The 12,471-nt window shown below is 71.7% G+C and carries 9 protein-coding genes and 1 pseudogene; 4 read left to right on the top strand and 6 right to left on the bottom strand.

What is annotated here, in order from left to right:
- Window positions 1–84 precede the first annotated feature (84 nt).
- Window positions 85–357: pseudogene (locus ACFWJX_RS15590) on the top strand (LysR substrate-binding domain-containing protein); the annotation flags it as partial.
- A 45-nt stretch (window positions 358–402) separates the two neighbouring features.
- Here the strand turns inward: ACFWJX_RS15590 and ACFWJX_RS15595 are convergent.
- Window positions 403–783, bottom strand: a complete 381-nt coding sequence (locus ACFWJX_RS15595) for a hypothetical protein (RefSeq protein WP_383242358.1) — start codon at window positions 781–783, stop codon at window positions 403–405.
- A 100-nt stretch (window positions 784–883) separates the two neighbouring features.
- On the opposite strand from ACFWJX_RS15595, the gene sigJ reads away from it, so the two are divergent.
- Together sigJ and ACFWJX_RS15605 are read left to right on the top strand one after the other, a co-directional pair.
- Window positions 884–1,810, top strand: a complete 927-nt coding sequence (gene sigJ / locus ACFWJX_RS15600; RefSeq protein ID WP_383242361.1) for an RNA polymerase sigma factor SigJ — start codon at window positions 884–886, stop codon at window positions 1,808–1,810.
- Between the two features lie 416 nt (window positions 1,811–2,226).
- Entirely contained in the window at window positions 2,227–4,026 is a 1,800-nt protein-coding gene (locus tag ACFWJX_RS15605) for a glycoside hydrolase family 3 protein (RefSeq protein WP_383242365.1), read from the top strand.
- A gap of 77 nt (window positions 4,027–4,103) precedes the next feature.
- Here ACFWJX_RS15605 and ACFWJX_RS15610 read toward each other — a convergent pair whose 3' ends face one another.
- From ACFWJX_RS15610 to ACFWJX_RS15630, 5 genes are all read right to left on the bottom strand, one after another.
- Window positions 4,104–5,528, bottom strand: a complete 1,425-nt coding sequence (locus ACFWJX_RS15610; RefSeq protein WP_383242368.1) for a S28 family serine protease — start codon at window positions 5,526–5,528, stop codon at window positions 4,104–4,106.
- A gap of 135 nt (window positions 5,529–5,663) precedes the next feature.
- Window positions 5,664–6,053, bottom strand: a complete 390-nt coding sequence (locus ACFWJX_RS15615) for a hypothetical protein (RefSeq protein WP_383242371.1) — start codon at window positions 6,051–6,053, stop codon at window positions 5,664–5,666.
- 98 nt (window positions 6,054–6,151) lie between these two features.
- Window positions 6,152–9,883, bottom strand: coding sequence for an ABC transporter ATP-binding protein (locus tag ACFWJX_RS15620; protein ID WP_383242374.1), 3,732 nt, complete (start codon window positions 9,881–9,883; stop codon window positions 6,152–6,154).
- Window positions 9,884–9,984: 101 nt separating this feature from the next.
- Window positions 9,985–11,028, bottom strand: coding sequence for an esterase-like activity of phytase family protein (locus ACFWJX_RS15625; RefSeq protein ID WP_383242377.1), 1,044 nt, complete (start codon window positions 11,026–11,028; stop codon window positions 9,985–9,987).
- A gap of 92 nt (window positions 11,029–11,120) precedes the next feature.
- Complete coding sequence (locus tag ACFWJX_RS15630) at window positions 11,121–11,975, bottom strand: serine hydrolase (protein WP_383242380.1); 855 nt, start codon at window positions 11,973–11,975, stop codon at window positions 11,121–11,123.
- 91 nt (window positions 11,976–12,066) lie between these two features.
- On the opposite strand from ACFWJX_RS15630, the gene ACFWJX_RS15635 reads away from it, so the two are divergent.
- Complete coding sequence (locus ACFWJX_RS15635; RefSeq protein ID WP_383242382.1) at window positions 12,067–12,432, top strand: hypothetical protein; 366 nt, start codon at window positions 12,067–12,069, stop codon at window positions 12,430–12,432.
- Window positions 12,433–12,471: the final 39 nt, after the last annotated feature.

The following is a 12,471-nucleotide window of genomic DNA, read 5'->3' on the forward strand; positions in this document are numbered from 1 at the left end:
GTTGGGGGGCCGGGTGCGTGGGTGCGGGTGCTGGGTGCGGGTGCTGGGTGCGGGTGCGTGGGGGCTGGTCGCGCAGTTCCCCTGCTGGCCCGCACCCTGCGCGCGGCCGGGCACGAGCCGGACCTCGTCCACCAGGCCGAGGAGAACCCGACCCTCGTCGCCCTGGTGGCCGCAGGCCTCGGCGTCGCCCTCATCCCCCGCCTCGGCCGGGGCCCCCTCCCGCCGGGCGTCGTCGAGGTACCCCTCGACCCGATGCCGGTACGCCGCCTGTACGCCCTCTGGCGCACGGGCGCGGCCCGCCGCCCGGCCATCGCGGAAACGGTACGGGTACTACGGGAGCACTGGCCGGGGGTGGCGACGATCCACCGCGAGAGCCGGACCCGGCGGATCCCCGTTCGGACCTCAGCGTCGGGCCAGCGCCAGCACGCTCAGGCCGAACATCAGGACACCGAGGGGGAGGTGGACCGACGGGACGTGCGCGATGCCGAGCACGACCTGGACCGAGGCGAGGACGAGGAAACCTGACGCGTGCCAGACGGGCCGGGGTGAGCCGCCGCCCGGCTTCCAGGCCAGCACGGCCGCCAGCAGGTACAGCATCGACGCCCCGTACATCACACGGGCGCCGACATCGTGCAGCGTCGCGCCGTAGGAGGAGGTGAGCAGGAGTCCGGCGGAGACCGCCTGGAGAAAGATGGTCAGGGTCTGCAGGGCGATCGCGATCCGCAGGAACGAGGAGCCGCGCTGTGTGTTCGCCGTCGCCGTCGCCGTCACCTGAGTGGCCATGTCGCAGTCCCCTTTTCCGCCCTCGGGCAGCAGATCGATAAGGTCTCACCAGCCCGACGACGCGGGGCTGCGAAAGGTAAGGCGGGGGGCGGCCGTAAGCATGGGGACTGTCGGGGGCGGCACGGACGAGACAGCCGGCGAGCGACGCCAACTGATCAATGTCGCCTACCGGTTGCTCGGTTCGGTGACCGAGGCCGAGGACGCCGTACAGGACGCCTACGCACGCTGGTACGGGCTGCCCCGGAGCCGGCGGGACGAGATCCGGTCCCCCGGCGCCTGGCTGACGACGGTGACCGGCCGCATCTGTCTGGACCTGCTCGGCTCGGCGCGGGTCCGCCGTGAACGCTATGTCGGCGCGTGGCTGCCGGAGCCCCTGCCCGACCGCACCGAGTGGGACCGAGCGCGCGGCGCCCGCCCCACCGGATCCACCAGCCTCGCGGACCCCGCCGACCAGATCGTCCTGGACGAGTCGGTGGCCATGGCCTTCCTCGTCGTCCTGGAGTCGATGACGCCCGCCGAGCGGGTGGCGTTCGTCCTGCACGACGTCTTCCGGTACCCGTTCGCCGAGATCGCCGACGTGCTCGGCCGGACCCCCGCGGCCTGCAAGCAGCTGGCGGCCTCCGCGCGGCGGCGGGTGAGCCCCGCGGGCGCTCCGGTGACGGCGACCGGCCGGGCCGAGGTGGTGAGGCACGTCAAGGAAGCGTGGGAGAGCAAGGACATCGCGGCCCTCGTCGGTCTCCTCGACCCGGCGGCTGTGATGACCGCCGACGGCGGCGGCATGGTCGGCACCGTCCTGCGCCCGGTCGAGGGCGGCGCGCGCATCGCCGCGTACATGGTCGCCATCGCCGACCGGGCTCCTGGGCTCGAACTCCTGGAGCGGTCGGTCAACGGTGTGGCGGGCCTGGTGGCCCAGCGGGCGGGCGTCGTCATGACCGTGGCCGCGTTCGACGTCTCCGACGGGCGCGTCAGCCGGATCTGGGTGATCCGCAACCCGGAGAAGCTGCGGCCGTGGACGCGGGAGGCCTAGAGAGGGGACTGTGCCGAGACGCGTCTCCGGCGTCGGGCGCGCCCTGCCCCCACCCAACCGCCCCACGGCCCCCGTCCACCCCCACTTGCGTCAATTCGAGGGCGAGGGGAACCCCCCTCGCCCCCCGCTCGTCCAAGCCGCAGCTGTCGGACGAGTCACCTCGGTGCGGTGTCGGCCCTCGCTGCTGGCTGCGATCGCTGACCCACCCTCTCCGCCGCACCGCGGCCGGCAGCCTGCCGTCATCGGCGCGCCCCCCTCCATTGCGCCGATGGCGGCCCCTCCCCCGGTACCGTGCGCGTTCCCTTGACTGGCGGAAACTTCCCGATTACTGCTGTCGCGACGGAAGTTTCCTTCAGCGGATCACTGGACCACTGGATCACTCGATCACCCCCGGAACTCCTCCGGAAGGAGCGCACGTGCCCTCCAGACGTACCGTCCTCGCCGCCGGTGCCGGCCTCACCACCGCCCTCGCCACCGCGTTCACCCTCGGCGGCACCGCCCACGCCGACACCGACCGCCGCCTGCGGGCGCTGATCTCACGCATGACGCTGGAAGAGAAGGTGGGCCAGGTCTTCGTCACGCGGGTCTACGGCCATTCGGCGACCGCCCCCGAACAGGCCGACGTCGACGCGAACCTCGCCGAACTCGGTGTGCGTACGGCCGCCGAGCTGATCGCCCGTTACCGGGTGGGCGGGATCATCTACTTCACGTGGGCGCACAACACCCGCGACCCGCTCCAGATCGCCGACCTCTCCAACGGGCTCCAGCGGGCCTCGCTCGGACAGCCGCGCGGGCTGCCGGTGCTGGTCTCCACCGACCAGGAGCACGGCATCGTCGCGCGCGTCGGCGAGCCGGCCACACTGTTCCCGGGCGCGATGGCGATCGGCGCCGGGGGGTCCCGGGCCGACGCCCGTACCCTCGGCCGGGTCGCGGGCGGGGAGCTGCGGGCGATGGGCGTCCGGCAGGACTACTCCCCCGTCGCCGACGTGAACGTCAACCCGGCCAACCCGGTCATCGGCGTCCGCTCGTTCGGCGCGGACCCGCAGGCGGTGGCGGAGCTGGCCGCGGCGGAGATCCGCGGCTACCGGGCGGCCGGGGTGGCGGCGACCGCCAAGCACTTCCCCGGTCACGGCGACACGGCCGTCGACAGCCATTACGGCTTCCCCGTCATCACGCACACGCGCGAGGTGTGGGAGGAGCTGGACGCGGTGCCGTTCCGGGCGGCGATCGCGGCCGGCGTCGACTCGATCATGACCGCGCACATCCTGGTCCCGGCCCTCGACGACTCCGGTGACCCGGCCACCCTGTCCCGGACCGTCGTCACCGGCCTGCTGCGCGAACGCCTCGGCTACGACGGGGTGGTGGTCACCGACGCGCTCGACATGGCGGGCGTGCGGACGAAGTACGGCGACGACCGGGTGCCGGTGCTCGCGCTGAAGGCGGGCGTCGATCAGCTCCTCAACCCGCCGAAGCTGGACATCGCCTGGAACGCCGTACTGCGGGCCGTGCGGGAGGGTGAGCTGACGGAGGCGCGGCTGGAGGAGTCGGTCCTGCGGATCCTGCGGCTGAAGGACCGGCTGGGGCTGCTCGCCGACCCGTACGTCAGCCGGGACCGGGTCGGGCGGACGGTCGGCACGAAGGCGCACCTCGCGACGGCCGACCGGATCGCCGAGCGGACGACGACCCTGCTGGTCAACGAGGGCGCCCTGCTGCCGCTGTCCCCGCGGACGCACCGGCGGCTGCTGGTGGTGGGCGCCGACCCGGCCTCCCCCTCGGGTACCACGGGTCCGCCCACCGGGGTCCTGGCCGCCGCGCTCACCGGGCTGGGGTTCACGGCGACGGCCCTGTCCACGGGTACGGCCCCGTCCGCGGCGACGATCGCCCGTGCGGTGACGGCGGCGGGCGAGGCGGACGCGGTGGTGGTGGGGACGTACAACGTCACCGCGACGAGCCCGCAGAAGACCCTCGTCGAGCAACTGCTGGCGACGGGCCGGCCGGTGGTCGCGGTGGCGGTCCGCAATCCGTACGACGTGGCCCAGCTGCCGTCCGTCAAGGCGTACCTGGCGTCCTACTCATGGACCGACGTCGAACTGCGGGCCGCCGCCCGGGTGATCGCGGGTGTCGTGGAGCCGCAGGGCAGACTGCCCGTGCCGGTGCAGCACCCGGACGATCCGGCGAGCGTGCTGTACCCGATCGGGCACGGCCTCACCTACTGAGGCCGTGCCCGGACCACACGGCACGACGGCCGGCCGGCAGCGAGCCGGCCGGCCGTCGTGGGCGGGGTGAGCGGGGGTTACGGGCGCAGCGCGGGCTCGCGCTCCACGTCCCGGACGTCCAGCTTCGCGTCGAACTTCGCCAGCGGCTTCGCCACGGCGGCGTTCTCCTGGACGGCGGCCGGGGCGACGCCCGCCCAGTCCAGGATGCGGGCCGTGGCGAGGGCCTTCTCGTCGGCGACGAGGCCGGCGACGTTGGCACCGTGGTTCAGGCCGGGCGCGGTGAAGACGTAGGAGTCCTTGGCGCCCTTGCCGAGGCGGAACGGCTCGGCGCCCCACGGGTCGTTCTGGCCGTAGACGAACAGCATGTGGCGGGCGTTGTGCTTCACCCAGGTGTCGACGTCACGCATCGCCCACGGCTGGAACTTCATGGAGATGTCCCGGGGGACGAAGTTGCGCGGGGGCTGGTAGCCGTAGCGGACGTACTTCTTCTCGATGTGCGGGAAGTGGATGGTGGGCGCGCCGAGCTGGGTGCCCGCCTGGTAGTAGTACGGGGTGTACGGGGACAGGCCCTGGTCGGTGTAGAAGGAGAACCCGGAGATCGTGTCGATCGAGGTCCAGATCTCGTCGTCGGTCGCGTTCTTCGCGTCGGCGGGGATCGAGTCGCAGTCGGACACCAGGCTGTACTGCCAGAAGCCCCAGACGTAGTCGAGGACGACGGCCTCGTAGGCGCGGTCCAGGCTGCCGACGGTGGTGAAGGTGTAACCGTTCTCGGCGGCGTACGCCTCGTACTTCTTCTCCAGCGGCTCGCGGCGCACCAGCGCCTCGCGCTGCACGGCGTTCAGGCGGTCGCGGCACTCCTTGGTGCCGACGGTGGCGAAGAAGCGGTCGTAGGCCGAATCCTCGTTGTTCACCACGTCGTTGGGGGCGACGTAGGCGACGACGCCGTCCATGTCACGCGGGTAGAAACGCTCGTAGTAGGTGGCCGTCATGCCGCCCTTGGAGCCGCCCGTGGAGATCCAGTTCTCGGGGTAGACCGCCTTCAGTGCCGTGAAGATGCGGTGCTGGTCGCTCGCGGCCTGCCAGATGTCCAGCTTGGACCAGTCGGCGGGGTCGGGACGGGACGGCGTGAAGAAGCGGTACTCCATGGAGACCTGGTTGCCGTCGACGATCTGGGTGGGCTCGCGGCGGCTGGGGTTGGTGGAGACGTTGTAGCCGCCGGTGTAGAAGACCGTCGGGCGGCTGACGTCCTTGTGCAGCACGGTGATCCGCTGCTCGAACGTGCCCTTGGAGGGGTGCCGGTGGTCCACCGGCTGGGTGTAGTTCAGGACGAAGTAGCGGTAGCCGGGGTACGGCTTCTCCTGGACCAGGCTCATGCCGGGAACGGAGAGGAGCCGGTCTTTGATGTCCGTGGCTTCCGGCTGGGCGGCGGTGGCCGCTCCGGCCGTGGTCAGCGTGCCGATGAGCACGGTGAACGCCAGCAGCCATCTGAGCGCCTTGCGCATGCGCGTGCACCCTCCCTGTGAGACAGATGTGCGCCGGAAGCTATCGGAGCAACACCCGTGACACCAGAGGAGGTTGGCAATTGGGGCCAAATGTCCGGCCGATCAGTGCCGTTGGAGCACGTCAGCCGGGGCGGGTCAGCACAGGATCCAGCCGGAGGTGTACTTCCCGCTCCCCACCGAGCCCGACACCCGCACGCAGCGGTGGCCGGCGTAGACCTCCACCGGCAGCGAACTGCGGACGTGCTTGCGCGACTTGCGCACGGCCACATGGCCGCGCGCCTGCACGCTGACCGACACCACACGCTTCGTGCCGGGGTGCTTCTGAACGGTCACGGCGCACACCCGGCCGCCGTTCTTGTACACGAAGACGGAGCCGGTGGAGAAGGGCAGCATCCGCACCTGGCGGCCCGTGCAGGAGGAGGGGGCGGCCTGGGCGCTGCCCGGTGCCGCCACCGCGAGCAGTACGGACGCGGTCAGCACGGCCAGCCCCACCCCCAGCCGTCGGCGTATCGCACCACTGTCCACGGTCTTCGACCCCTCCCCCATGTGCCGTACGCATGGCCGTACGAATGGCAGTACAGCTGTACGGACGCACGGCATGTGTCGGATGGTTGCGACGACCGTCAGCGGGACGCGCCGACCGGCTCCTCCGGCTCGGCCGCCCCGACGAACGCCCGCCACAGCTCGGCGTAGCGCCCGCCGCGGGCGAGCAGTTCGTCGTGCGTGCCGTCCTCGGCGACCCGGCCGCGGTCCATGACGACGACCCGGTCCGCGCGGGCCGCGGTGGTCAGCCGGTGGGCGACCACCAGGGTGGTACGGCGGCCCGCGATGCGGTCGGTGGCCTGGTTGACCAGGGCCTCCGTGGCCAGGTCCAGGGCGGCCGTCGCCTCGTCGAGGAGCAGGACGTCGGGGTCGACCAGTTCGGCGCGGGCCAGCGCGATCAGCTGGCGCTGCCCGGCGGAGAGGTTACGGCCGCGCTCGGCGACCTCGTGGAGATAGCCGCCGTCCAGCGTGGCGATCATCTCGTGCGCGCCGACCGCCCGCGCCGCCGCCTCCACCTCGGCGTCGCTGGCGTCGGGACGGCCGTAGGCGATGGCGTCGCGGACGGTGCCGGGGAAGAGGTACGCCTCCTGCGGGACGACGCCCAGCCGGTGGCGGTACGACGTGAGGTCGAGGGTGCGCAGATCCGTGCCGTCGACCAGCACCCGGCCGCCGGTGGGGTCGTAGAACCGGGCCACCAGCTTCACCAGGGTCGACTTGCCCGCGCCGGTCTCGCCGACGAACGCGACGGTCTGGCCGGCCGGGATGCTCAACTCGATGCCGGTGAGGGCCTCTTCGTCCTCGCCGTAGGTGAAGTGCACGTCCTCGAAGGTGATCTCGCCGCGCAGCGAGGGGACGTCGAGGGGTTCGGCGGCGGTCTTCGTGGAGGTGGGTTCCTGGAGGAGTTCCTGGATGCGGCCCAGCGAGACCGTGGCCTGCTGGTAGCCGTCGAAGACCTGGGAGAGCTGCTGGACGGGTGCGAAGAACAGGTCGATGTACAGCAGGTACGCGACCAGCGCGCCGGTCGTCAGCGTCGCGTCGTCCACCCGGCCCGCGCCCGCGACCAGGACGGCCGCGGCGGCGGCCGAGGACAGCAGCTGGACGAAGGGGAAGTAGATCGAGATCAGCCACTGGCCGCGGATGCGGGCCTGCCGGTAGCTGTCGCTGTGCTCCGCGAACCGCTCCCCGCCGTCCCGCTCGCGCCGGAAGGCCTGCACGATCCGCAGTCCGGCCACCGACTCCTGGAGGTCGGCGTTGACCGCCGACACCCGCTCACGGGCGAGTTCGTACGCCTTCACGCTGGCCCGGCGGAAGAAGAAGGTGGCGATGATCAGCGGCGGCAGGGTGGCGAAGACGACCAGGGCCAGCTGCACGTCGAGCACCAGCAGGGCGGCCATGATGCCGAAGAAGGTGACGACCGAGACGAACGCGGTGACCAGGCCGGTCTGGAGGAACGTCGACAGGGCGTCGACGTCCGTCGTCATCCGCGTCATGATCCGGCCGGTCAGCTCCCGCTCGTAGTAGTCGAGGCCGAGCCGCTGGAGCTGCGCGAAGATCTTCAGACGCAGCGCGTACAGGACCCGCTCGCCGGTACGGCCGGTCATCCGGATCTCGCCGGTCTGCGCCACCCACTGGACGGCGACGGCGAGCAGCGCGAGCAGGGACGCGGTCCACACGGCGCCGACGGCCATCCGGGTGACGCCGTCGTCGATGCCGTGCCGGATCATCACCGGCAGCAGCAGGCCCATGCCGGCGTCCACGGCGACGAGGCCGAGGCTGATCAGCAGCGGCGCCCCGAAGCCGCGCAGCAGCCGGCGCAGGCCGTAGGACTCCTCGGCGGCGACCGCCCGAGCCTCGTCGACGTCCGGGACGTCGGTCGCCGGGGGCAGCGCCTCCACCTGCGCGAGCAGCTCGGGCGTGGCGGGCGTACCGGCGAGGGCGGTGTCCTTCGGCTCGCGGTCGCCGGTCCACAGCCGTGGCGTGACCCCGCGCTCGGCGTCGAACTCGGCGTCCAGCTCATCGCGTACGGAGGTGTCCTCGCAGGGCTCCTCGGGGCGGGTGTGGCCGGGCGAGACGCCGCCCAGCTCGTCCGGGTCGGTGAGCAGGCGGCGGTACAGGGCCGAGCGCTCCTGGAGTTCCTCGTGGGTGCCGAGGTCGGCGAGCCGGCCGGCGTCGAGGACGGCGATGCGGTCGGCGAGGTTGAGGGTGGAGCGGCGGTGCGCGATGAGGAGGGTGGTGCGGCCCTCCATGACCTGCTTGAGGGCCTCGTGGATCTCGTGCTCGACGCGCGCGTCCACGGCCGAGGTGGCGTCGTCGAGGACCAGCAGCCGCGGGTCGGTGAGGATCGCGCGGGCGAGGGCCACCCGCTGGCGCTGGCCGCCGGAGAGGGTGAGGCCGTGCTCGCCGACCTTGGTGGCGTACCCCTCGGGCAGCTCGGCGATGAACCGGTCGGCCTGGGCCACGCGGGCGGCGGCCTCGATCTCCTCGTCGGTGGCGTCGGGACGGCCGTACGCGATGTTGCTGCGGACCGTGTCGGAGAAAAGGAAGGAGTCCTCCGGAACCAGGCCGATCGCGGCCCGCAGCGAGTCCTGGGTCAGCTCGCGCACGTCGTGGCCGCCGATGAGGACGGCGCCGCGGGTGACGTCGTAGAAGCGGGGCAGCAGGAGGGAGACCGTGGACTTGCCGGAGCCGGAGGAGCCGACGACGGCGAGGGTCTCGCCGGGGCGGATCTCGAAGCTCAGCCCGTCGAGGACCGGGCTGTACTTTCCGGAGGCGCCTTCGTAACCGAAGGAGACGTCGTCGAACTCGACGGACGCGGGCGCGTCGGCCGGCAGTTCCTTGGTGCCGTCCTTGATCGACGGCTCGGTGTCGATCAGCTCCAGGACGCGTTCGGTGCCGGCTCGGGCCTGCTGGGCGACCGTGAGGACCATGGCGAGCATGCGGACCGGGCCGACGAGCTGCGCCAGGTAGGTGGAGAAGGCGACGAAGGTGCCGAGGGTGATGTGCCCGTGCACGGCGAGCCAGCCACCCAGCGCGAGCATCGCGACCTGGCCGAGCGCGGGGACCGACTGGAGGGCCGGGGTGTACCGCGAGTTGAAGCGGATCGTGCGCAGCCGGCCCGCGAAGAGGCGGCGGCCGACCGCGCGCAGCTTTCCGGTCTCCTGGTCCTCCTGCCCGAACCCCTTCACCACGCGTACGCCGCTGACGGCGCCGTCGACCACACCCGCGACGGCGGCGGCCTGCGCCTGGGCGTACCAGGTGGCGGGGTGCAGCTTGCTGCGGCTGCGCTTCGCGATCACCCACAGGGCGGGGGCCACGGCCAGCGCGACCAGGGTGAGCGGCGGCGACAGCCAGGCCATGATCCCCAGGGAGATCAGGAAGAGCAGGATGTTCCCGATGGTCATCGGGAGCATGAAGAGCAGGCCCTGGATGAGCTGGAGGTCGCTGGTGGCCCGGCCGACGACCTGACCGGTGGACAGCTCGTCCTGCCGGCGGCCGTCGAGCCGGGTGATCGTCCCGTACATCTCGGTCCGCAGGTCGTGCTGGACGTCGAGGGCGAGACGGCCGCCGTAGTAGCGGCGGACGTAGGTGAGGACGTAGACGATCAGGGCCGCGCCGATCAGGGCGCCCGCCCAGGGGGCCATGTCACGGGTGTGGCCGACGACCACGTCGTCGATGATCACCTTGGTGATCAGCGGGGCCAGCGCCATGACGGCCATGCCGCCGAGGGAGGAGCCGAGGGCGAGGACGACGTCCGTCGGATGGCGCCACGCGTAGCTCGCCAGTCGCCGTGCCCATCCCCGTTGCGCAGCCACGCCGGTGCCTCCCGTTAGACCTGATCTTCCAGAAGGCACCAACGTGACATGAACCGGATTTCATCCCTCCGCAACAAATCGGGGGCGGTGGATCAGGTGGGTCAGACGCGTATGCGCAGGAAGTAGAACCGGGTCGTCTGCACCGCGTTCTGGTTGTCGTCGCTGACCAGCAGGATCTTCAGCGCGCCCTTGCTCCGGCCCGTGATCACCATGCCCTCGATGTTGTCGAGGAGCGGGTTCGGCTGGGGCTGCTTCGCCGTCGCTCCCAGTGACGGGCAGGTCACGAGGTCGGCGAGGAGGGTCTTGCCGACCGGGCGTACGCCGTCCTGGCCCGTCAGGTTCTCGACGCCGCTGGTGTCCGTGGCCCGGCGCGGGTCGGCGAGGTAGAGGCGGACCGTGTTGCCGACGCCCGCGGTGAAGCCGCGCTCCAGGACGAGGAGGCGGCCGTCCGGGGTCGCCTGGACCTCGGGGACGCCGAGCCCGGCGTCGGCCCGGTAGGCGTACTGGGCGCCGAGCACGAAGGCGCCGCCCCGCCGCGTCCAGGTCTGGAAACGGACCGTGCCGGCCGAGTCGCCGGACAGGGCGTACTCCATCGACGCGAGCAGGGTACGGCCGCCGGGCAGCAGGGTCAGGCCCTCGAAGGTGCCGTTGGGGACCGCGCGGCCGGCCGGGGCGACCCGTAGGGGGTCCGGGACGGGGAGACGGCCGAGGATCGCGCCGGACGGGCTGTAGCGGCGTACGGACGGCTCGGTCTCGGAGGTGACCAGGAGAGTGCCGTCCCGGTCCACGACCAGGCCCTCGGAGTCCAGCGCGGCGCCGTTCTCGTCGGCGAGGGCGACGACCCCGGTAGGCCGCAGGGTCCGCGGGTCGAGGCGGAACAGGGAGGAGCGGTCGGAGACGGCCGCGAGGGAACCGTCCCGGTCTTCGGCGAGCGCGGAGAAGTTGCCGACGAAGGTGCCGTCGTACGTCGTCTTGTCGAGCGCGTCGGAGAAGCGGTCGAGGGAGACCGAGGGGGAACAGGCGCTGTTCGCGCCGTCCGCCTTGTCCGCTCTGTCCTGCTGGGCGTTCGCGGGTCCGGCGGCGGCCAGGCAGGTGGCCGCCACCAGGCCGGCGGTGAAGGTGGCGAGTACGGTTCGCAGGCGCATGGGGGTCACGGTAGAGCGGGCGGGTGTCACCGTGGGGCGGGCGGGTGACGGCCGGTGGGACACGCCGTTAAGGATCCCCGGTCCCTGCCCCCTCAGGACGCGGCGAGGTCTCGGTGGATGACCTTGGCGACGCCCTGGATGGTGTTGACGCCGTAGCTCATCGTGCTGTTGCCGTGGGTGAGGACGGTGATGGCGTAGTCGTGCCCGCCGCCCTTGAACGTGCCGACGCTGTGCACCCGCCAGCCGTGGGTGGCGCGCGACAGCCAGCCGTTCTTGACGTGCCAGCTGACCCCTGCGGGCCGCCCGTACGGGGTGCCCCAGCGCTGCGAGGAGACGACCCCCGCCATCAGCTTGTTGACGTAGGCGCGTGAGGTGTCGGTGAGGACGGCGTTCTTGGCCGTGAGGAGCTTGAGCAGTTTCTGCTGGTCGGTGACGGTGATCTGGGTCAGCCCCCAGTAACCGTTTGCGCCCGGCTTGGTCTGCGTCATCTTGGCCGCCGTGAGGAAGGCCCTGATCTTCGTCACGCCGAGCTGCTTCCACAGGGTGGAGGTGGAGGCGTTGTCCGACTTGGTGATCATCGCCGTGGCGAGGGACTTCTCCCGCGTGGTCAGCGCCCTGCGGTGCTTCTGGGCGTCCCACAGCAGCGCGGAGAGGACGGTGACCTTGACGACGCTGGCCGAGTCGTAGGCGGTGGAGGCGCGCAGCGTGCAGGTGGTGCTGGTGCTCCGGTCGTAGAGACCGACGGCCACGGTGCCCTTGCGGGTCGCGAGCGCCGCGGTGATGTCCTTCTTCAGCTTGGCGGCGAGACCGGCCTTGGCCGACGTACAGCTGACCGTCGGGGTGGCGGCCGCGGCGGGCGTCGCGGCGGCCACGCCGGTGATGAGGATGCCGGCGCCGAGGGTGGTGGCGACGAGACCTCTCGTCCGTCTGAAAGTCCTGTGAGTCATGCCACGTTGACTCGCACACCCGGCCGATAGTTGTACTCACGTTCCATGGACCGGATCCGTAACACACCGGAACGGCGGGTACGGATGCAGCATGCCGACCGAGACACCGAACGGGCATTTCGCGGCCGGGCAGTTGCGCGCCGCTCTGTGGGTGATGCACCGCCTCGCCACGTCCGAGGGACAGCCGCCCGAAGGGGACGCGTTCCGCGGGAAGAAGGTGCCCACCAAGCTCCTGGCCGCCGGCCTGGGGTCCCTGATGAGGAACTTCCAGCTCGCGAGGCGCCAGGGAGGGGACCGCTGGAAGGCGGCCGTCGAGGTGTTCCACGAGATACCGGACTTCCTTCAGGCGGAGTTGCCCGCAACCACGATGGGGTCCGGTGAACAGATCGCCTTCATCGCCGGGTACGAGAAGCAACTGGCCGCATACCGGGAGAAGTTCGGGGCGCTTCTGGGGTGACCGGAAGCGCGCGGCCGCTGAAGGGGTGGGCCGGCGGTT

The organism is Streptomyces sp. NPDC058335 (genome assembly GCF_042723915.1).
Taxonomy (GTDB): Bacteria; Actinomycetota; Actinomycetes; order Streptomycetales; family Streptomycetaceae; genus Streptomyces.